The following is a 20,307-nucleotide window of genomic DNA, read 5'->3' on the forward strand; positions in this document are numbered from 1 at the left end:
ACATAAGTCAGGATGACCAGATGACGACCGCGGGGGAGCTGCTGCAGCTGGTGCGCCACGGGGGGTCCCCGAGCCGCTCCGAGCTCAGCCGCGAGACCGGTCTGTCGCGCACCGCGGTCAACGCCCGCCTCTCCGCGCTCGAGGACCTCGGGCTGGTCGTGCCCGGCGACGAGCTGGCCTCGACCGGCGGCCGGCCCGCAGGCGGCGTCGCCTTCAACCCGGCCGCCGGCGTGGTGCTCGCCGCCGCCGTCGGCCGCTCCCGCTCGCAGGTCGGCGTGCTCGACCTCGCCGGCGAGGAGCTGGTCGCCAGCTCCGCCGAGCACGCGGTCGGCGCCTCGCCCGACGACGTCATGCCGCAGGTCGCCGACCGGCTGGCCAAGCACCTCGCCGACCTCGGGTCGCCCCCGGTGCACGGCACCGGCGTCAGCCTGCCCGGCACCGTCGACCCCGTCCGGGGCGTCAGCATCGACTCCCCGGCCATGCCCGGCTGGGACGGCGTCGACCTGGCGGCGTACCTGCGCCAGCCGGGTCCGGTGTACGTCGCCAACGACGCCGACGTGCTCGCCCGCTCCGAGCGGCTCGGCCACGCCGCGACCTACCGCGACCTCGTCGTGGTCAAGGCCTCCACCGGCCTCGGGCTCGGCATCATCGCCGAGGGCCGGGTCGTCGCCGGCCACCTCGGTGCGGCCGGCGAGATCGGCCACACCAAGGTCGACGCGGCCGCCGGGCGGCGGTGCCGCTGCGGTGACGTCGGCTGCCTGGAGACCATCGCCGGCGGCTGGGCGCTCGTCGCCGAGCTGCAGGAGGCCGGCCACCGGGTCGAGCACGTGCGTGACCTCGCCGCCCTCGCCGTGGCCGGCGACGCCGACGCCAAGCGCCACCTGCGCGAGGCCGGCCGCCGCCTCGGCGAGGTGCTCGCCGTGGCCATCAACCTGCTCAACCCGCAGGCCGTCGTGCTCGGTGGCGACATGGCCGCCGCCTTCGACGCCTACGCCGCCGGCGTCCGCGAGAGCGTCTACGCCCGCGCCGCCGCCCTCGCCACCCGCGACCTGCGCCTGCTCGCCTCGACGTACGGCGACCGGGCCGGCCTGGTGGGCTGCGCGGCCATGGCCCTCGACCACGTCCTGAGCCCCGCCGCCGTCGACGCCCGCCTCGCCGAGCTCGCCCGCGGCTGACGCGCGTCCGCCCGAGCCGGCGGGCCGCCTCCGGGCGCGTCCCGTCGCCGACGCAAAATGCCCCACCGGCCATCGCGCGATCCCCTACAGTCCTCGCCGTGGAGGGGACGGTCCGGGTCGGCGTGCTCGGGCCCGTGGAGGTCACCGTCGACGGCCGGCCGGTGCCGCTGTCGCCCTCGCTGCGCACGGTCGTCGCCGCCCTGGCCGTCGAGGAGGGGCGGGTCGTCTCGGCCGACCAGCTCGTCGACCGCATCTGGGACGACGAGCAGCCGCGCGCGAGCGTGACCCTCCTCAGCTACGTCTCGCGGGTGCGCGCCCGCCTCGCCGCCGCGAGCGGCGACGACGACCTCGGGGTCGCGGTCCTGCGCACCCGGGCCCCGGGCTACCAGCTCGTGCTCGACGCGGGGGCGCTCGACGCCCAGCGGTTCCGCGGGCTGCTGCGCCGTGCCCGCACCGACCCCGACCCGCACGCCGCCCGCGCCACGGTCGGCGAGGCGCTCGACCTCTGGCGCGGCCCGGCGTACGCCGACGTGCCGGCCGACTTCGCCCGGGCCGAGGGCGAGCGGCTGGGGGAGACCCTGCTGCAGGCCCGCGAGCTGGCGATCGAGCTCGACCTCGCGCTCGGCCGCCACCTGGCGGTCCTCGACGAACTGGCCGCGCTGGTGCACGACGAGCCGCTGCGCGAGGGGCTGTGGGCGTCGTACGCGCTGGCGCTCTACCGCAGCGGCCGGCAGGCCGACGCGCTCGCCGCCCTCGGCCGGGCCCGGTCGGAGCTGGCCGAGCACCTCGGGGTCGACCCCGGACCCGCGCTGCGCGCGCTGCAGGACCAGGTGCTGCGGCAGGACCCGACCCTCGACGCCCCGGCCGCCCCGCCCGTGGCCGCCGCGCCGACCTCCGCCAGCCTGCCCGCCGAGGTCGCCGGGTCGGGCTCGGCCGGCATCGGTCGCGCGGCCCTGGTCGTCCCGCCCACGAGCCTGGTCGGCCGCGAGGACGACCTGGCCGAGCTGGCCGACGTCGTCCGGTCGGGGGCACGGCTCCTCACGCTCACCGGCTTCGGCGGCGTGGGCAAGACCCGGCTCGCGAGCCGGCTCGCCGACCACCTCGCCGGGCCCGACGCCCCCGCGTCGCCGTTCCCCGACGGCGTCGTGCTGGTGCCGCTCGCCACGACCCTCGACCCGGCGCTGGTGGTGCCGACCATCGCGCGCGCCCTCGGCCAGACCGCGCCCACCGGGCCGGACGGCGTACGCGTCCTGGCCGAGCAGCTCGCCGGACGCCGGCTGCTGCTCGTGCTCGACAACCTGGAGCACCTGCTCGACGCCGCGCCCGACGTCGCGGCCCTGGTGGCGGCGCTGCCGGGGCTGACCGTCGTCGCGACCAGCCGCGCGCCGCTGCGGGTCGGCGGGGAGCAGGAGTGGCCGGTACGGCCCCTCGCCGTGCCGGGCACGGCCGGGCGGGCCGTGGGGCTGGCCGAGGCGCAGGCGTCGTCGGCGGTCGAGCTGTTCGTGCAGCGCGCCCGGGCGGTCGCGCCCGGCTTCCGCCTCGACGCCGGCAATGCCGCGACGGTGGTCGAGATCGTGCGTCGCCTCGGGGGCATCCCCCTGGCCGTCGAGCTCGCCAGCGCCCGGCTCCGCATCCTCGGGCCCGAGGCCCTGCTCGAGCGGCTCGACTCCGCGCTCGGGTCCGGACCGCGCGACCTGCCCGAGCGGCAGCGCACGATGCGGGCCACGCTCGACTGGAGCTACCGGTTGCTCGACGGCGACGCCCAGCGCCTCTACCGCCGCCTCGCGGTCTTCTCGGGCGGCTGGACGCTCGACACCCTGCAGGTGCTCGAGGGGCCGGAGGTCCACTCGGCGCTGGAGACGCTGGTCGAGCACTCGCTCGTCACCACGAGCTGGGGCGGGCGGGACACCCGCTACGGCATGCTCGAGCCGGCCGCCCAGCACGCCCGCTCGCTCCTCGCCCAGGACGAGCTGGCCGAGGCCGCCACCGCGCACGCCGCCCACTTCGTCGAGCTCGCCGAGCGCGCCGGCCAGGGCCTGCTCGCCGCCGACCAGCTGGCGTGGCTGGAGGTCATCGACTTCGAGCACGCCAACCTGCTGCGGGCCCACGAGTGGTCACGCGGACCCGGCGACGGCGAGGTCGCGGGCCGGCTGGTGTGGGCGCTGTGGCTCTACTGGTGGTGGCGCAGCTTCACCACCGTCGGCCGCCGCGCGGTCGCCGCGGTGGTCGACGACCCGCGCCTGTCGCGGCCCGTCGCGGTGCGGGCGCGCCTGGCGGGGGCGGCGCTCGCCTACTCCCAGGGTGACCTCGACGTCGCCGAGGCCGAGTACGTCGCCGTGGTCGCCGCCGCCCGCGCCGACGGCGACCTCGAGCCGCTGGCCAACTCGGTCGCCGGCCTCGGCATCGTGGCCATCGCCCGGGGCGACCTGGTCGGCACCGAGGCCCACCAGCGCGAGGCCATCGCGGTCGCCGAGGAGCTGGTCGCGACCGAGGAGGGCGCCACCGGCTACGGCCCGTGGATCCTCTCGCTCGGCCACTGCTGGCTCGGCACCGCCCTGCTCGGCACCGGCCGGCACGAGGAGGCCCTGCACCACCTGCGGCGCGGTCTCGAGATCGCCCACGCCAGCGGCGACCGGCTCGCGGCCTACACGACGCTCTGGTACCTCGCGCACAGCGAGGCCGACCCCGCCGCCGCCCGCGCCCACCTGGTGGAGGGCCTGCGCCTCGCCGAGGGCGTCGGTGACCTGACCAACCTGTCCTACTTCCTCGACGCGCTCGTCGTCGTCGAGTCGGTCGGCGCCACGGCGTACGACGCCGCCGCGGCCGAGCGGCACGGTCGCCTGCTCGGGGCCGCCGCGGCCTTCCGCGACACCGAGGCCGCGCGCGCGATCAGCTACTACCAGCCCGACGACGAGGCCCGCGACCGTGCGGCCCAGCGGGCCCGGGCCGAGCTCGGTGACGAGGCCGACGACGCCGCCCGGGCCGCCGGTCGGTCGCTCACGATCGCCGAGGCGCTGCGGCTCGCGGTCGGCTGACGGGTCCGGGTCGGCGGCCGGCTCGGCTCGACGCGGTCGCCCGCCCGGCGGCCCCTGGCCCTCCGGTGGCTGAGGTGCGAGCGCAGCGAGCCCAGGGGTGCGGCCAGGGCGCGACGGCCCCGGTGGCGACGAGGCGGAGTGATCGGGGCATCGCGGACCCTTGCCTTGCAAGCGCTGACAACAGCGGTGTGTGACCACGGTCACCTTGGGGCGTCAAGAGCGGTGGCGGTGCTGTGAACGCTCGCAGACCGCCGGTCGAGCACTCGCCTGGTGACATCGCGCTGTCGAACATGTGTTCGATGTGGGGCACGATGGGTCCATGCCCAGCCCGATGCCAGCACCCCGCGATCGCAGCACCGTCCACATCGCCCCCCGGCCACCGATCCCGTGCGAGGTCCACGTCACCAGCGGTGCTGCCCCGGACGGGTGGTACGACGCCGAGCTCCTGGAGTGGATCAGCTACCCCTCGACGGGCTGGGTCGGCATGGTGCGCTACCGGACCGGTCCGAGCGGCGGCTACGTCGGGTGCTTCTCCCCCGCGGACATCCGGAGGATCGAGCCGCCGGCGTAGTCCGGGGCCGGGTGCCCGCCGCCCCTCCCACCCGCACCTCAGCCGACGTCCTCGACCTCCACGACCAGGTCGAGGGCGTCGGCGACGGGGCCGAGGACGGTGACCTCGGCGAGCGCGCCGGCGGCGCCGTGGCGGCGGCGCAGCTCGTCGTAGGGGTAGTCCGCCACGGGCTGCCACACGTCGTGGCCGCGGACCGGGTGGGTGGGGTACATGATCGCGCCGGAGTTGAGTCGGCACAGGCCGACGCGGTCGCCGTGCCGCTCCAGCAGCCGGGCGGTGTCGAGGTGGAGCACGAGCTGGGGGAGGTCGCGGTAGGCCCGGGCGCCGCGGAGGCGGGCGAGGCGGGCGGGGGTGGCCCAGCAGAAGACCCGGCCGTTGACGGCCGCGAGGAACTGCGCGACCGAGCTGTGCGGGGCGATGCGCTCGGCCAGGTACTTCATCGGACGCTGGTCACGCAGCAGGGCCGGCGGCTCGCCGGGTGCCTCGAGGAGCGCGGGGGAGCGGCGGGGCGACTCGAGCAGGTCGCGGCGGCGCGCCCCGGTCACGCCGTGCAGGGCGACCAGGTCGGCGGCGGGCAGCAGGCCGTGCCGCTCGATCGACGGCCAGGCCAGGGCGGGGGCGACGTGGAAGACCCGCGGGTGCCGGCGTACCAGCTCCTCTGGTTCCACGCTCCCATCGTGCCGGGGTCCCGGCGCGGCCGCCCACCCGGCTCACCCGGCTGACGCACTCAACGCTCGCAGCCCACCCGGCGCTCGGCGCGGCAGAGGTCGGAGCCGCGGCCTCCGGCGGCGGAGTCGCGCCCGGGGCCGCCGAGCAGCACGTCGTCGCGCAGCGAGCCGACGAGGACGTCGGCGCCCGGGCCGCCGCGCAGGGTGCCGCGGCGGCGGCAGTCGGGGAGCAGCTCGTCGTCGGTGGCGGGCACGATCTCGAGGGCGTCGGCACCACCGAGCCCGGCGGCGTCGATGGAGCACGCGACGACGCGCAGCGAGTTCGGCTGGTCGGTGCCGCGGAACCGGGCGTCCCCGCTCACGACCAGGCCGAGGTCGGCGAAGGACCTCGTCACGGCCGAGGCGGAGCCGACGCGGGCGCGACCGAGGCCCAGGTCGACGTCGGCGTCGCCGGCGCCGCGCAGGTCGAGCCGGTCGCGGCCGGGGCCGGCGGCCAGCCGTGCGCCCCGGACCGGCGCGAGCATCCGCACGGCGTCGCGCCCGGGCCCCAGGTCGGCCTCCAGGGACGCGGGCCGGTCGACGACCAGCGACTCGGCCGCCCCGGACCCGCGGAAGGTGACGGATCCGGAGGCGGCCGAGAGGTCGAACCCCTCGAGCCCGCCGAACCGCCACCAGCGGGCGCCGGCTCGGGTGGCGACGCCCCGGCCGTTGTCGACGACGACCGGCTGCGACGGCCGCACCGCGCTGCTGCGCGGACCCCACGCCACCACCTCGTCGCGGCCTGCGCCGCCCTGCAGCCAGGCGCCCGTGCCCGCCCGGCGCGCGGCCACGAAGACCCGGTCGTCCCCGTCGCCCAGGCGTGCGGTGTCGCGCATCGTCGCGCCCCCGACCTGCACCGCGTCGTCACCGCCGCGGGTCTCGACCACGTCGCGGCCGGCGTCACGGTCCGGGCTCGTGCCGCCCGCCTCGACGGTGCCGGTGCCGACCTGGTCGCCGCCGGGCCCGCCGACGAAGGTGTCGGCTCCGCGGCCCAGGACGGCGCGGACCCCGCGTGCCTCGGTCGAGGTGACGACGACCCGGTCGGCTCCGTCCCCGGTGCGCACCACCGGGGCGAGGTCGGCGGGGTGGACGTCGACGCAGACGAGGTCGTCGCCGCCGTAGGTCTGCACCGAGCGTGCCCCGCCGCTGACGACCACGTCGGGTCCGGGTGTCCCGCGCAGCAGCCCCTGGCCGGGCTCGCCGATGACGGTGGCCGGCCGTCCTTCGCAGGTGGCTGCGGCCGCCGCGGCTCCCGGGGCCGGGGGCGCCGCGGTGGCCGGGGCGCCCGAGAGCACCGACAGCACCGGGAGGACGAGGGGGACCGCGAGCAGTGCGGTCCGCAGGGCTGGGGCGGGGTGGGGCATGGGGGTCCCTTCCGAGGGCGCGTCCCGAGCGACGCGCAGGACGGCGAACCTACCCCGATCGTCCGGCGCCGCCCGGCGACCTGTGAGCGCTCACCGGCCCCAGAAAGGCCGCCGGGAGAGCACATCCGCGATCCGTCGACCCCGTCTACGTGAGCTCCGACATCCCATGTCTGTCGTTCCAGGGCGACGTCCAGCTCGAAGGAGCGCCCTGCGCCGTCCCGCCCCCCGACCCGCCTCGGTCCGGGTGCTGGCCGCCACCGGCCGCCCGGCCGGCGTGGTCCGACTCGTCGAGCGGGGCCGGGTGCTCGCCGCCGGCCGCCTCGACGCCCGGGGCCGGGCGTCCCTGCGGGTGCCCGCCCGCCGTCTCGGGCTCGGCCGCGCCGTCCTCGTGGTCCGGTACGCCGGCAGCGCGACGCACCGGCCGGACCAGGACACCCTGCGCGTGCGCGTGCGGCGGGGGTGAGGTCTCCCGGCTCGCCCGGGCACCCCCGGGAGCGCGGCTGTCGCAAGAGGCGTCCCTACGATGCGCACATGACCCGGGCCACACCGCGCACGCGAGGGCGCAGCCCCTCCATGGCCGACGTGGCGGCCCGGGCCGGCGTGTCCCACCAGACCGTGAGCCGGGTGCTCAACCAGTCGCCCCTGGTGCGCGACGACACCCGGGCCCGGGTGCTGGAGGCGATCCGGGAGATGGGCTACCGCCGCAACAGCGCGGCCCGGCAGCTGGCCACCAACCGCTCCGGGCGCATCGGGGTCGTGGCCACCCAGCTGCGGCTCTACGGGCCGACCATGGTCGCCAGCTCGGTGCAGCAGGCCGGCCACGACGCGGGCTACGAGGTGGCGCTGGTCGCGCTGGCCGACTACGACGACGGCGCGCTGCCGGCCGCGGTCGACCGGCTGCTCGACCAGGCCGTGGAGGCGCTGGTCGTGGCGGTCACCCACCGCGACGCCGCCGCCCAGGTGCAGGCCCTCTCCCCGCCGGTCCCGGTGGTGGTCGTGCAGGGCCTGGCCGGCGGCGAGCAGCACGCGGCCGGCATCGACCAGGTCGCCGGTGCCGTCACCGCGACCGAGCACCTCCTCGACCTCGGCCACCGCCACGTCGCCCACCTGACCGGCCCCCGCGACTGGGTCGAGGCCGACCAGCGCCGCGACGGCTGGCGCCGCGCCCACGAGGCCCGCGGGCTGCTGCCGGGGCCCGAGCTCAGCGGCGACTGGTCACCGGCGAGCGGTCACGCCGCCGGGCTGAAGATCGCCGACGACCCCGACGTCACCGCGGTCTTCGTGGCCAACGACGCCATGGCGCTCGGCGTCATGCAGGCCCTGCACGAGCGCGGTCGCCGGGTGCCCGACGACGTCAGCGTGGTCGGCTTCGACGACGTGCCCGAGGCCGCGTTCTACTGGCCGGCGCTGACCACCGTCACCCAGGACTTCGCGGCGCTGGGGCGCCAGGCCCTCGCGGTGACGCTGCGGGTGCTCGGTGGCGACGAGGACGGCACGGCGGCCCCGCTGCTGCCCGAGCTCGCGGTCCGGGCCTCGACCGCGGCCCCGCGCTCCGGTGCCTGACCGGCCCGCGCGCTGTTAGCGTTCACAGCGTGACCGACTCCGACGCCGCCGTGCACGCTCACCCCGCCTGGACCATCGGGGCGGCCCCCGGGCCGGTGCTCACCGTCCTCGAGCACGGCGCGACCGTTCACCGGCTGGAGGTCACCGGGGGCGACGGCACCCGACGCAACGTCGTGCTCGGCCACGCCACGCCCCAGGACTACCTCGACGCCGGACTGTTCATCGGCGGCACGATCGGGCGCTACGCCAACCGGATCGCGGGCGGTGCCTTCGAGCTCGACGGCCGGGCGGTGCAGGTCGGCACGTCCGACCGCGGCAACCACCTGCACGGCGGCCCCGACGGCTTCGACCGCCGCCCCTGGACCCTGGTCGAGCACGGCGACGGTCGCCTGGTGCTGCGGATCACCAGCCCCGACGGCGACCAGGGGTTCCCCGGCGAGGTCACCGCGACCGTCACCTTCGAGGTCGACGCGACCAGCGTGCGCCAGACCTTCGAGGCCACCACCGACGCGCCGACGGTGGTCAACCTGACCAGCCACGCCTACCTCAACCTGGCCGGCGACGGCTCCGGCACGGTCGACGGCCACCGGCTGCGCGTGGCGGCCTCCCGCTTCACGCCGGTCGACGAGACCGGCATCCCGCTGGGCGACCACGAGCCGGTCGACGGCACGCCGTTCGACCTGCGCGAGGGCCCGGCGCTCGGTCCGGTCGTGCGCGCCGACCACCCGCAGGTGCGCCTCGGGCCCGGCCTGGACCACAACCTGGTGCTCGACGGTGAGGGCTGGCGCGAGGTGGCCTGGCTCGACGAGCCCACGACCCGCACCCGGATGGTGCTCTCGACCGACCAGCCCGGCCTGCAGGTCTACACCGGCAACTTCCTCGACGGCACCCGGCGCTCGCGGGAGGGCGTGGCCTACCGCCAGGGCGACGGCCTGGCCCTGGAGCCCCAGCTCGCGCCCGACACGCCCCGCCGCAGCGGCCCCGGCTGGCCGAGCGCGGTGCTGCGGCCCGGCGAGACCTACCGCGCGCAGTTGGCCTGGAGGTTCGAGCTGCTCGAGGGGTAGGCCGCCAGCAGGGCGCCGACCGGGAGCCGGTGCACCCGCTCGAGGCGGGCCCGGTTGCGTGCCGAGGGGACGCCCCGACCGGCCTCCCACCCGCGCACGGCGTCGGTCGTGCACCCCAGCAGGTCGCCGAGCTCGCGCTGCGTCAGGCCCGCCCACGAGCGCCACGTGCGCAGCACCGCTGGCAGGTCGCCCACCCGCCAGCGACGCGGGTCGAGCTCGCGGGGCGGCTCCACGCCCGCCGCCTCGGCCACGGTCGCCACCGGGACGCCGTACGCCGACGCGAGGCGCCGCAGCATCACCAGGGGCGGCGGGGTGCCGCCCTCCCAGGAGCCGACCGTGTGCCGGGTCGAGCCCACCCGGCTCGCGACGACCTCCTGCGACAGCCCGCTGCGCAGCCGCAGCCGGCGCAGCGGGGAGGCGGGGGCGGGCTCGGGCGCGCGCAGCGGGGTGCGCAGCAGCCGGCGCAGCGCCTCGGGCGGCACGCCCAGCGCCCCGGCCAGCGCGGGCACCGCACTGCGGGGGATGCGGGCCCGTCCGGCCTCCCAGTTGTAGACGGTCGCGGCGCGGACCTCGGCCGCGGCGGCCAGCCGGGTGACGGGCACGCCGGCGGCGACGCGCAGCGGGCGCAGCGAGCGGCCGGGCACCGAGGCGTCGACGGTCGGCGCCGGGTGAACGTTCACATCAATCTCCTCGAAACGGTTGACGACGCTCATGTTAGCGTTCACACTCATCCGCAGTGACACCGGTCACATGGGCACCGATGCCCCTGATCTGGAGGAAAATCCCGTGGTGAAGAAGAACCTGGCCGCCATCAGCGCGGTCGCCCTGACGGCCCTCACGCTGACCGCCTGCGGCAGCAGCAGCGAGGCCGGCGGCGGCAACGAGACCGGCGGCAAGGGCGCCGGCAGCGACGGCAAGATCACCATGGGCTTCGCCCAGGTGGGCGCCGAGTCCGGCTGGCGCACGGCCAACAGCACCAACATCCAGGAGTCGGCCGCCGACGCCGGCATCGAGCTGAAGTTCTCCGACGCCCAGCAGAAGCAGGAGAACCAGATCAAGGCCATCCGCTCCTACATCCAGCAGAAGGTCGACGTCATCGCCTTCTCCCCGGTCGTCGAGACCGGCTGGGACGGTGTCCTGCAGGAGGCCAAGCGGGCCGGCATCCCGGTCATCCTCACCGACCGCGCGGTCGACTCCGAGGACACCTCGCTCTACAAGACCTTCCTGGGGTCCGACTTCGTCGAGGAGGGCAAGAAGGCCGGCCAGTGGCTGGTCGACAACGCCGCCGACGCCGACGTCGACGGTGACGGCGACATCAACGTCGTCGAGCTGCAGGGCACCACCGGTGCCGCCCCGGCCATCGACCGCAAGGAGGGCTTCGAGGAGGTCATCTCGAGCAACCCCGAGATCGCCATCAGCCAGTCGCAGACCGGTGACTTCACCCGCGACGGCGGCAAGCAGGTCATGGAGGCCTTCCTGCAGTCCGAGGACGGCATCGACGTCGTCTTCGCGCACAACGACGACATGGGCCTCGGCGCGATCGAGGCCATCGAGGCCGCCGGCCTCGAGCCCGGCAAGGACGTCAAGATCATCACGATCGACGCCGTCAAGGACGGGATGACCGCCCTGTCCGAGGGCAAGATCAACTTCATCGTCGAGTGCAGCCCGCTCCTCGGGCCCCAGCTGATGGACCTGGCCAAGAAGGTCCTCGACGGCGAGGAGGTCCCCGCCCGCGTCGTGACGGAGGAGACCACCTTCACCCAGGAGCAGGCCGCCGAGGTCCTCCCGACCCGCGCCTACTGAGCGGCGCTGGGCCGACCCCACCGGGTCGCCCGCAGCGCACCCGACGGGCCGACCGCCCGTCCCCCTCGTGCCCGTCGCGGGTCCGGCCCCACCGAGGCCGGGCCCGCGGCGGACCGCCAGCACCTGTCACACCCCGCCCCACCCCCCAGCTCGCCCGCACCACCGGAGGTACCTGATGACGCAGACCGAGGCCCCCGTCCTGCCCGACGCGACCACCGCGACCAGCGCGGGCCGTCCGGCCGACGCCCCCGTCCCGGTCGTGGAGATGCGCGACATCTCCATCACCTTCGGGGCGGTCAAGGCGCTCTCGGAGGTGAGCGTGCGCCTGTACCCCGGTGAGGTCCACGCGCTCATGGGCGAGAACGGCGCCGGCAAGTCGACCCTGATCAAGGCGCTCACCGGCGTCTACTCCATCGACGGCGGCACCGTGCTCGTCGGCGGCGAGCAGCGCTCGTTCGGCTCGCCGGCCGCCGCCCAGGACGCCGGCATCAGCACGGTGTACCAGGAGGTCAACCTGGTCCCCAACCTCACCGTCGCCGAGAACATGATGCTCGGGCGGGAGCCCCGCATCGCCGGTGCCATCAACACCTTCGCCATGAACCGCCGCGCCGCCGCGGTCCTGCAGCGCCTCGGCATCGACGTCGACCCACGCTCGGTCCTCGGCTCGCACCCGATCGCCGTGCAGCAGCTGGTCGCCATCGCCCGGGCCGTCGACGTCGATGCCCGCGTGCTGATCCTCGACGAGCCCACCTCGAGCCTGGACTCCGACGAGGTCGCCAAGCTCTTCGACGTCATGCGCCACCTGCGCGAGAAGGGCGTGGCGATCGTCTTCGTCTCGCACTTCCTCGACCAGGTCTACGAGATCTCCGACCGGATGACGATCCTGCGCAACGGCCGCCTGGTGGAGGAGCGGATGGTCGCCGACACCAGCCAGCTCGAGCTCGTCCAGCTGATGATCGGCCGCGACCTCGAGGTGCTCGAGCGCCTCGACCGCGACGCGGCCGCCGCGGCCGAGGAGCCCGCGGAGCCCGCCGTCCCGGTCCTGACCGCCGTCGGCCTGGGCCGCAAGGGCACGCTCGAGGCCACCGACCTCGAGCTCTTCCCCGGCGAGGTCATCGGCATCGCCGGCCTGCTGGGCTCGGGCCGCACCGAGCTCGCCCGCCTCCTCTTCGGCGCCGACACCGCCGACCGCGGCAGCCTCGAGGTCGGCTCGGCGACGGGCAGGCGGTCGGGACGACCGGGCCGGCGCCGCCTGCGCAGCCCGCGCCACGCCATCGACCGCAAGGTCGCCTTCTCCAGCGAGGACCGCAAGGGCGAGGGCGTCATCGGCGACCTCACCGTCGCCGACAACATGCTGCTGGCCCTGCAGGCCTCCCGCGGCTGGCTGCGCCCGATCCCGCAGGCGGTGCGCACGCAGCTGGTCGACCAGTACATCAAGGCCCTCGACATCCGGCCCGCCGACCCGCACGCGCTCATGCGCAACCTCTCCGGCGGCAACCAGCAGAAGGTGCTGCTGGCCCGCTGGCTCATCACCGAGCCCGAGCTGCTGATCCTCGACGAGCCCACCCGCGGCATCGACATCGGCGCCAAGACCCAGATCCAGGCCCTCGTCGCCGACCTGGCCGCGCAGGGGATGTCGGTGGTCTTCATCTCCGCCGAGCTGGAGGAGGTGCTCCGCCTCTCCGACCGGCTCGTCGTGATGCGCGACCGCCGCAAGATCGCCGAGCGGCCCAACGACGGCGTCAGCGTCAGCGACGTCCTGGAGATCATCGCCGGCCCCCAGGCCACCACGACCGAGAAGGAGGAGACCCGTGGCTGACACCCTCAAGCCGCCCACCGAGGTCCCGCAGACCAGCGACGACCCGACCCAGCTCGTCGTGCGCCGCGGCCCGCTGGCCGCGGCGCTGTCGCACCAGCTGGTGTGGCCGGTCGTCGCGCTGGTCGTGCTGCTCGCGGTCAACGTCGCCGCCGACCCCGGCTTCCTGGCCATCCGGATCCAGGACGGCCACCTGTTCGGCAACCTCGTCGACATCCTGCGCAACAGCGCCCCGGTGCTGGTGGTCGCGATCGGCATGACCCTGGTCATCGCCACCCGCGGCATCGACCTCTCGGTCGGCGCGGTCGCGGCCATCGCCGGCGCCATCGCGTGCACGACGCTGGTCGACAGCGCCAGCCAGGGCGCCGCGGCGACGGCGATCATCGCCTGCACCTACGCCCTGGCCGTCTGCGTCCTGCTCGGCCTGTGGAACGGCTTCCTGGTCTCGGTCGTCGGCATCCAGCCGATCATCGCCACCCTGGTGCTCATGGTCGCCGGGCGTGGCCTGGCCATGCTCGTCACCGACGGCCAGATCACCACGGTCAACAACGACTTCTTCAGCGGCATGGCCTCCGGGTTCGTGCTCACCCTGCCCATCGCGTTCGTGCTCGCGGTCGGCGTCTACGCCCTGACCGCGCTCATCACCCGGCGCACGGCGCTGGGCATGCTCATCGAGGCCGTCGGCATCAACCCCGAGGCCAGCCGCCTGGCCGGCGTCCGGTCGCGCACGATCATCTGGACCGTCTACGTCTTCGCGGGCCTCTGCGCCGGCGTGGCCGGCCTGGTCATCGCGGCCAACACCAATTCCGTCAACGCCAACAGCCTGGGCCTGTGGATCGAGCTCGACGCGATCCTCGCCGTCGTCATCGGCGGCACCTCACTGGCCGGCGGCCGGTTCTCGCTCACCGGCACCCTCGTCGGCGCGATCTTCATCGCCACCCTGGCCCGCACCATCGCCAGCATCGGCATCCCGCCCGAGGCCAACTACCTCTTCAAGGCCATCGTCGTGGTGGTCGTGTGCCTGCTGCAGAGCCCGCAGGCCCGCGGCGCCCTGCGCGCGCACCTCGCCCCCGCCCGCTCCCCGAAGGGAGGTGCTCGCGCATGAGCACCGCCACCGCCCCCGCCGCCAAGCAGGCCCCGGCCCCCGGCACCCCTCGCCCCGACGGCTCCCGCTCGGTGTGGCACCGGGTCAAGGACTTCGAGCCGCCCACGCGGTTCCTCCCCGTCTTCGTGACCTTCGCCCTGCTCGTCGGCATGTTCGGCGTCGGCGGCGCCCGCTACGACGGGTTCGCCGACCCCCAGACCGTGCTCAGCCTGCTCACCGACAACGGCTTCCTCGTGGTGCTGGCCGTCGGCATGACCTTCGTGATCCTCACCGGCGGCATCGACCTGTCGGTCGGCTCCAACGTCGCGCTGTCGACCGTCATCGCGGCGAAGACGCTGCAGATGGGCTGGTCGCCGCTGCTCGTCGTGGTCACGGTCCTGGTCGTCGGCACGGTGCTCGGCACCCTCATGGGCCTGCTGATCCACTACCTCGACATCCAGCCGTTCATCGCCACGCTCGCCGGCATGTTCCTGGCCCGCGGCCTGTGCTACCTCATCAGTGCCGAGTCGATCCCGATCACCGACGACACCTTCAGCACCTGGGCGTTCAGCACGCTCGTCCTGCCCGGCGGCTACTACGTGAGCTGGTCGGCCGTGGTCGCGCTCGTGCCGGTCGCGGTGGCGGCGTTCGTGCTCGCCAGCACCCGCTTCGGCCGCACCGTCTACGCCATCGGCGGCAACGAGTCCTCCGCGATGCTCATGGGCCTGCGCGTCGCCTCCACCAAGGTCGCCGTCTACGCGATCAGCGGGTTCTGCGCTGCCTTCGGCGGCATCCTGTTCTCCCTCTACACGCTCTCGGGCTACTCCCTCAACGCCGTCGGCATGGAGCTCGACGCCATCGCCGCCGTCGTCATCGGCGGCACCCTGCTCACCGGCGGCCGCGGCTACGTCGTCGGCTCGCTGCTCGGCGTCATGGTGCTGGGCCTGATCCAGACCTTCATCTCCTTCGACGGCACCCTCAGCTCCTGGTGGACCCGCATCAGCATCGGCGTCCTCGTCCTGGTCTTCGTGGTCGTCCAGCGGCTGCTCACCCGGCGGCAGCCATGACGCTGGTGCCCCCGCGTCCCGCCACCGGGCGGACGCCGGTCATGGCCGACGTCGCCCGGCTCGCCGGGGTGTCCCACCAGACCGTCTCGCGCGTCGTCAACGGCCAGGACAACCTGCGCCCCGAGACCCGCGAGCGGGTCGAGCGGGCCATCAAGCAGCTCGGCTACCGCCCCAACACCGCCGCCCGCGCGCTGGTCACCCGCCGCTCGGCGACCATCGGCGTCATCGGGTCCAAGGGCGGGTTCTGGGGCCCGAGCACGGTGCACCGCACCATCCAGGCCGCCGGCCGCGAGGCCGGCTACTTCGTCAGCTCGGCCAACCTGCAGAGCCTCACCCGCGGCGCCATGGTCGACGCGGTCAACCACCTGCGCGACCACGGCGTCGAGGGCATCGTGCTCATCGCCGCCACCGACGAGGCGCTCGAGGTCGCCCGGCACCAGGGCGCGCTCGGCGTCCCTGTCGTCGTCGTCGAGGGCGACGAGGGCCGCGCGCCGTGGACGGTCGGCGTCGACCAGGCCGCCGGCGCCGAGCTGGCCACCCGGCACCTGCTCGACCTCGGCCACACCGAGGTCGTGCACCTCACCGGCCCGCTGTCGTGGACCGAGGCCCGCGGCCGCATGCTCGGCTGGCAGACCGCGATGTACGCCGCGGGCCTGCGCCCCGGGCCGCACCTGGTCGGTGACTGGTCGGCCCGCAGCGGCTTCGAGGCGGGTCTCGAGATCGCCTCACGACGCGACGTGACCGCGGTGTTCTGCGCCAACGACCAGATGGCGATCGGCCTGCTGCGCGCGCTGCACGAGGCCGGCCGCCGGGTGCCCGACGACGTCAGCGTCGTCGGCTTCGACGACATCCCCGAGGCGGCCTACCTCATCCCGCCGCTGACCACCGTGCGCCAGGACTTCGGCGCCGTCGGCCGCCGCGCCATCGAGATCCTGCGCGCCGCGATCGACGGCTCGGTCGACGCCCCGGCCCGCCTCATCGCCCCCGAGCTCGTCGTCCGCGCGAGCTCCGCCCCCCGCCCCGAGAGGACCCACCCGTGACCGCCCAGCCCGACCCGCCCGGTCAGCCGCGCGAGACCTACGTCGTCGGCGTCGACTACGGCACGCTGTCCGGCCGCGCGCTCGTCGTCCGCGTCTCCGACGGCGCCGAGCTCGGCTCGGCCGTGCTCGACTACCCGCACGCCGTCGTCGAGGACCGGCTGCCCGCCGACCTCGACCCCGCCGCGACCGAGCTGGCGCCTGAGTGGGCGCTGCAGGTGCCCGACGACTACCGCGAGGTGCTGCGCCAGGCCGTGCCGGCCGCCGTCCGCGCCGCGGGCGTCGACCCGGCCGACGTGGTCGGCATCGCCACCGACTTCACCGCCTGCACGATGGTGCCGACGCTGGCCGACGGCACGCCGCTCAACGAGCTGCCCGGTCTCGCGGGCCGTCCGCACGCCTACGTGAAGCTGTGGAAGCACCACGCCGCCCAGCCCCAGGCCGACCGCATCAACCGGCTGGCCGAGGAGCGCGCCGAGCCGTGGCTGCCGCGCTACGGCGGCCTGATCTCCTCGGAGTGGGAGTTCGCCAAGGGCCTGCAGCTGTTCGAGGAGGACCGCGAGCTCTACGACCGCATGGAGCGCTGGGTCGAGGCGGCCGACTGGATCGTGTGGCAGCTGTGCGGCACCTACGTGCGCAACGCCTGCACCGCCGGCTACAAGGGGCTGTATCAGTCCTACGAGGGCCAGGACGGCGCCTACCCGTCCGCGGCCTACCTCGACGCCCTCGCCCCCGGCTTCTCCGCCTTCGTGCCCGACAAGCTGGAGCACCCCATCGGCCAGCTCGGGGAGCGCGCCGGCACCCTGTCGGCCCAGGCCGCCGCCTGGACCGGGCTGCCCGAGGGCATCGCGGTCGCCGTCGGCAACGTCGACGCCCACGTCACCGCCCCGGCCGCGCAGGCCGTCGGCGCCGGCCAGATGGTCGCCATCATGGGCACCTCCACCTGTCACGTGATGTCGGCCGACGTGCTGCGCGAGGTGCCCGGCATGTGCGGCGTCGTCGACGGCGGCATCGTGGCCGGCAGCTGGGGCTACGAGGCCGGCCAGTCCGGTGTCGGCGACATCTTCGGCTGGTTCACCCGCACCAGCGTCCCGCCGTCGTACGTCGCCGCGGCCCAGGCCGCGGGGGAGTCGGTGCACGAGCACCTGACCCGCCTGGCCGCGGCCCAGGAGGTCGGCGAGCACGGCCTGGTCGCGCTCGACTGGCACTCCGGCAACCGCTCGGTCCTGGTCGACCACGAGCTCTCGGGGCTGGTCGTCGGCCAGACCCTGGCCACGAGGCCGGAGGACGTCTACCGCGCGCTGCTCGAGGCCACGGCCTTCGGCACCCGCGTCATCGTCGAGACCTTCCGCGACAGCGGCGTGCCGGTCGAGGAGTTCGTGGTCGCCGGCGGCCTGGCCAAGAACCACCTGCTCATGCAGGTCTACGCCGACGTCACCCGGCTGCCGCTGTCGGTCATCGACTCCGAGCAGGGCCCGGCGCTCGGCTCCGCGATCCACGCCGCCGTCGCGGCCGGCTGCTACGACGACGTGCCGAGCGCGGCCAAGAGCATGGGCAAGGTGCGCCGCGGGGTGTTCCTGCCCGACGAGGCCCGCGCCCAGCAGTACGACGACCTCTACGCCGAGTACGTCGCGCTGCACGACCACTTCGGCCGCAACCAGGCGACCATGCGCCGGCTCAAGGCGCTGCGCCGTGACGCCGTCGCCCGCCGACGGGCCCGCGGGGCCGGCGTCCAGGGCCAGGAGGTCTCGGCATGACCGTCGTCGACGACGTGCAGGACACCGTGCTGCGGCTGCGCCGCGAGGTGTGCGCGCTGCACGAGCAGCTCACCCGCTACCAGCTGGTCGTCTGGACGGCCGGCAACGTCTCCGCGCGCGTGCCCGGTCGCGAGCTGCTGGTCATCAAGCCCAGCGGCGTCTCCTACGACGACCTGGCGCCCGAGAACATGGTGGTCTGCGACCTCCACGGCCGCGTCGTCGAGGGCGAGCACGCGCCGAGCTCCGACACCGAGGCCCAGGCCTACGTCTATCGCGAGATGCCGCACGTCGGCGGCGTGGTGCACACCCACTCGACGTACGCCACGGCGTGGGCCGCGCGCGGCGAGGCCGTGCCGTGCGTGCTGACGATGTGCGCCGACGAGTTCGGCGGGGAGATCCCGGTCGGGCCGTTCGCGGTCATCGGCGACGACTCCATCGGCCGCGGCATCGTCGAGACGCTGCGCGGGAGCCGCTCGCCGGCGGTGCTGATGCGCAACCACGGCGTCTTCACCGTCGGCCCCACGGCCAAGGCCGCCGTCAAGGCCGCCGTCATGTGCGAGGACGTGGCACGGACCGTGCACGTCTCCCGCCAGCTCGGCACCCCGCTGCCCATCGAGCAGCGGTACGTCGACTCGCTGTTCGACCGCTACCAGAACGTCTACGGCCAGCGCTGACCGCGCCCGGCCGTCCCGACACGCTCCCCACGCTCGCCACCGAGAGGAACCCTGATGACCACCACGTCGACGCCGGCGCAGTCCCGCCCCGCCCCGGAGGTGTGGTTCCTGACCGGGAGCCAGTCGCTCTACGGCCCCGAGACCCTCGACCAGGTGGCCGCGCAGTCGCAGGACATCGCCGCCCAGCTGACCGCCTCGATGGCCGAGGCGGGCCTGCCGGCCGAGCTGGTCTGGAAGCCGGTGCTCCTCGACGCGGGGTCCATCCACCGCCAGATGCTCGAGGCCAACAGCGCCGCGCAGTGCGTGGGCGTCGTGGCCTGGATGCACACCTTCAGCCCGGCCAAGATGTGGATCGCCGGCCTGGACGCCCTGGCCAAGCCGCTGCTGCACCTGCACACCCAGCACGGCGTCGACCTGCCCTGGTCGACCATCGACATGGACTTCATGAACCTCAACCAGGCCGCCCACGGCGACCGGGAGTTCGGGTTCATCCAGTCCCGCCTCGGCGTGCCGCGCAAGACGGTCGCGGGCCACGTGTCCAACCCGGTCGTGGCCCGCCGCATCGCCGGGTGGGTGCGCGCCGCGCTCGGCCGCCACGAGGTCCGCAGCCTCAAGCTGGCCCGCTTCGGCGACAACATGCGCGACGTCGCGGTCACCGAGGGCGACAAGGTCGAGGCCCAGCTGCGCTTCGGGGTCTCGGTCAACACCTACGGCGTCAACGACCTGGTGGCCGTGGTCGACGCCGTGGCCGACGAGCACGTCGACAAGCTCTGCGTCGAGTACGCCGACACCTACCGCGTCGACGCCTCGCTGCTCCCCGGCGGCGAGCGCCACGAGTCGCTGCGCTACGGCGCCCGGATCGAGCTCGGGCTGCGCACGTTCCTCGGCGAGGGCGGGTTCGGCGCGTTCACCACCAACTTCGAGGACCTCGGCGGGCTGCGCCAGCTGCCGGGCCTGGCCGTGCAGCGGCTGATGGCCGACGGCTACGGCTTCGGCGGCGAGGGCGACTGGAAGACCTCGGTGCTGCTGCGCACGACCAAGGTGATGGCCCAGGGCCTGCCCGGCGGCACGTCGTTCATGGAGGACTACACCTACCACCTGGCTCCGGGGGCCGAGAAGATCCTCGGCGCCCACATGCTCGAGGTCTGCCCGACCATCACCTCCCAGACCCCGTCGCTGGAGTGCCACCCGCTCGGCATCGGCGGTCGCGAGGACCCGGTGCGGCTGCGGTTCACCGCCGACCCCGGCGCCGGCCTCGTCGCGGGCCTGTCCGACCTCGGCGACCGCTTCCGGCTGACCGTCAACGAGGTCGACCTGGTCGAGCCCGACGAGGACCTGCCGCAGCTGCCGGTGGCCTGCGCGGTCTGGGAGCCCCGCCCGTCGCTGTCGACCTCGGCCGAGGCGTGGCTGATGGCCGGCGCCCCTCACCACACGGTGCTCTCGACCGCGGTCGACGTCGAGACGTTCTCGGACTTCGCCGAGATGGTGCGGGTCGAGATGGTGACCATCGACGCCGACACGACGCCGCGCACGTTCCAGCGCGAGCTGCGCTGGAACGCCGCCTACCACCGGCTCGCCGAGCGCCTGTGA

17 protein-coding genes are annotated in these 20,307 nt (G+C 75.0%); 14 read left to right on the forward strand and 3 right to left on the reverse strand.

Annotation, left to right across the window (positions count from 1 at the left end):
- The first annotated feature begins 20 nt into the window (after positions 1-20).
- From FJQ57_RS00525 to FJQ57_RS00535, 3 genes are all read left to right on the forward strand, one after another.
- The gene (locus tag FJQ57_RS00525) at positions 21-1,175 is read left to right on the forward strand and encodes an ROK family transcriptional regulator (RefSeq protein WP_139977322.1); all 1,155 of its coding nucleotides are present in this window, start codon (positions 21-23) and stop codon (positions 1,173-1,175) included.
- A 98-nt stretch (positions 1,176-1,273) separates the two neighbouring features.
- Positions 1,274-4,210: an AfsR/SARP family transcriptional regulator gene (locus FJQ57_RS00530; RefSeq protein WP_139977323.1), complete on the forward strand. Its 2,937-nt coding sequence runs from the start codon at positions 1,274-1,276 to the stop codon at positions 4,208-4,210.
- Between the two features lie 319 nt (positions 4,211-4,529).
- Positions 4,530-4,781 (forward strand): hypothetical protein, encoded by a 252-nt coding sequence (locus FJQ57_RS00535; protein WP_139977324.1) that lies wholly within the window; start codon positions 4,530-4,532, stop codon positions 4,779-4,781.
- Positions 4,782-4,819: 38 nt separating this feature from the next.
- Here the strand turns inward: FJQ57_RS00535 and FJQ57_RS00540 are convergent, their stop codons facing one another.
- Positions 4,820-5,449: a DUF7002 family protein gene (locus FJQ57_RS00540; RefSeq protein ID WP_139977325.1), complete on the reverse strand. Its 630-nt coding sequence runs from the start codon at positions 5,447-5,449 to the stop codon at positions 4,820-4,822.
- Between the two features lie 59 nt (positions 5,450-5,508).
- Complete coding sequence (locus FJQ57_RS00545; protein ID WP_139977326.1) at positions 5,509-6,852, reverse strand: hypothetical protein; 1,344 nt, start codon at positions 6,850-6,852, stop codon at positions 5,509-5,511.
- Between the two features lie 244 nt (positions 6,853-7,096).
- Between FJQ57_RS00545 and FJQ57_RS00550 the strand changes: the two genes are divergently transcribed.
- The 3 genes from FJQ57_RS00550 (at position 7,097) to FJQ57_RS00560 (ending at position 9,479) form a co-directional block, all read left to right on the forward strand.
- Entirely contained in the window at positions 7,097-7,315 is a 219-nt protein-coding gene (locus tag FJQ57_RS00550) for a hypothetical protein (protein ID WP_139977327.1), read from the forward strand.
- A 68-nt stretch (positions 7,316-7,383) separates the two neighbouring features.
- Positions 7,384-8,415 (forward strand): LacI family DNA-binding transcriptional regulator, encoded by a 1,032-nt coding sequence (locus FJQ57_RS00555; protein ID WP_211348699.1) that lies wholly within the window; start codon positions 7,384-7,386, stop codon positions 8,413-8,415.
- A gap of 29 nt (positions 8,416-8,444) precedes the next feature.
- On the forward strand, positions 8,445-9,479 hold the full coding sequence (locus tag FJQ57_RS00560; protein ID WP_170219203.1) for an aldose epimerase family protein: 1,035 nt from the start codon (positions 8,445-8,447) through the stop codon (positions 9,477-9,479).
- Here FJQ57_RS00560 and FJQ57_RS00565 read toward each other — a convergent pair.
- The gene (locus FJQ57_RS00565; protein ID WP_170219204.1) at positions 9,434-10,159 is read right to left on the reverse strand and encodes a helix-turn-helix domain-containing protein; all 726 of its coding nucleotides are present in this window, start codon (positions 10,157-10,159) and stop codon (positions 9,434-9,436) included. The two genes, FJQ57_RS00560 and FJQ57_RS00565, sit on opposite strands and share 46 nt — an antisense overlap.
- A 106-nt stretch (positions 10,160-10,265) precedes the next feature.
- On the opposite strand from FJQ57_RS00565, the gene FJQ57_RS00570 reads away from it, so the two are divergent.
- The 8 genes from FJQ57_RS00570 (at position 10,266) to araA (ending at position 20,307) form a co-directional block, all read left to right on the forward strand.
- Positions 10,266-11,282, forward strand: coding sequence for an ABC transporter substrate-binding protein (locus FJQ57_RS00570; protein WP_139977329.1), 1,017 nt, complete (start codon positions 10,266-10,268; stop codon positions 11,280-11,282).
- A gap of 175 nt (positions 11,283-11,457) precedes the next feature.
- Complete coding sequence (locus tag FJQ57_RS00575) at positions 11,458-13,101, forward strand: sugar ABC transporter ATP-binding protein (RefSeq protein WP_211348700.1); 1,644 nt, start codon at positions 11,458-11,460, stop codon at positions 13,099-13,101.
- Positions 13,094-14,203 carry an ABC transporter permease gene (locus FJQ57_RS23485; RefSeq protein ID WP_281284205.1) on the forward strand — a complete coding sequence of 370 codons (1,110 nt, stop codon included), beginning with the start codon at positions 13,094-13,096 and terminating at the stop codon, positions 14,201-14,203. Before FJQ57_RS00575 ends, FJQ57_RS23485 begins: the two co-directional genes overlap by 8 nt.
- Positions 14,200-15,249 (forward strand): galactofuranose ABC transporter, permease protein YjfF, encoded by a 1,050-nt coding sequence (gene yjfF / locus FJQ57_RS00585; RefSeq protein WP_139977330.1) that lies wholly within the window; start codon positions 14,200-14,202, stop codon positions 15,247-15,249. The genes FJQ57_RS23485 and yjfF overlap by 4 nt, the downstream gene beginning before the upstream one ends.
- The gene (locus FJQ57_RS00590) at positions 15,246-16,289 is read left to right on the forward strand and encodes a LacI family DNA-binding transcriptional regulator (protein WP_211348701.1); all 1,044 of its coding nucleotides are present in this window, start codon (positions 15,246-15,248) and stop codon (positions 16,287-16,289) included. The genes yjfF and FJQ57_RS00590 overlap by 4 nt, the downstream gene beginning before the upstream one ends.
- Positions 16,286-18,043 (forward strand): ribulokinase, encoded by a 1,758-nt coding sequence (gene araB, locus FJQ57_RS00595; RefSeq protein WP_139977331.1) that lies wholly within the window; start codon positions 16,286-16,288, stop codon positions 18,041-18,043. The genes FJQ57_RS00590 and araB overlap by 4 nt, the downstream gene beginning before the upstream one ends.
- Positions 18,040-18,717 carry an L-ribulose-5-phosphate 4-epimerase gene (locus tag FJQ57_RS00600; RefSeq protein ID WP_139977332.1) on the forward strand — a complete coding sequence of 226 codons (678 nt, stop codon included), beginning with the start codon at positions 18,040-18,042 and terminating at the stop codon, positions 18,715-18,717. Before araB ends, FJQ57_RS00600 begins: the two co-directional genes overlap by 4 nt.
- A 54-nt stretch (positions 18,718-18,771) precedes the next feature.
- Positions 18,772-20,307: an L-arabinose isomerase gene (araA, locus tag FJQ57_RS00605; protein ID WP_139977333.1), complete on the forward strand. Its 1,536-nt coding sequence runs from the start codon at positions 18,772-18,774 to the stop codon at positions 20,305-20,307.

Origin of the sequence: Nocardioides litoris (assembly GCF_006346315.1) — a bacterium.
Classification (GTDB): Bacteria; Actinomycetota; Actinomycetes; order Propionibacteriales; family Nocardioidaceae; genus Nocardioides; species Nocardioides litoris.

Bases quoted from the DNA above. Each gene is read 5' to 3' on its own strand.
- FJQ57_RS00600 (WP_139977332.1), top strand. From the start codon at position 18,040: ATGACCGTCGTCGACGACGTGCAGGACACCGTGCTGCGGCTGCGCCGC.
- FJQ57_RS00575 (WP_211348700.1), top strand. From the start codon at position 11,458: ATGACGCAGACCGAGGCCCCCGTCCTGCCCGACGCGACCACCGCGACC.
- FJQ57_RS00545 (WP_139977326.1), bottom strand. From the start codon at position 6,852: ATGCCCCACCCCGCCCCAGCCCTGCGGACCGCACTGCTCGCGGTCCCC.
- araA (WP_139977333.1), top strand. From the start codon at position 18,772: ATGACCACCACGTCGACGCCGGCGCAGTCCCGCCCCGCCCCGGAGGTG.
- yjfF (WP_139977330.1), top strand. From the start codon at position 14,200: ATGAGCACCGCCACCGCCCCCGCCGCCAAGCAGGCCCCGGCCCCCGGC.
- FJQ57_RS00555 (WP_211348699.1), top strand. From the start codon at position 7,384: ATGACCCGGGCCACACCGCGCACGCGAGGGCGCAGCCCCTCCATGGCC.
- FJQ57_RS00590 (WP_211348701.1), top strand. From the start codon at position 15,246: ATGACGCTGGTGCCCCCGCGTCCCGCCACCGGGCGGACGCCGGTCATG.
- FJQ57_RS00525 (WP_139977322.1), top strand. From the start codon at position 21: ATGACGACCGCGGGGGAGCTGCTGCAGCTGGTGCGCCACGGGGGGTCC.
- FJQ57_RS00535 (WP_139977324.1), top strand. From the start codon at position 4,530: ATGCCCAGCCCGATGCCAGCACCCCGCGATCGCAGCACCGTCCACATC.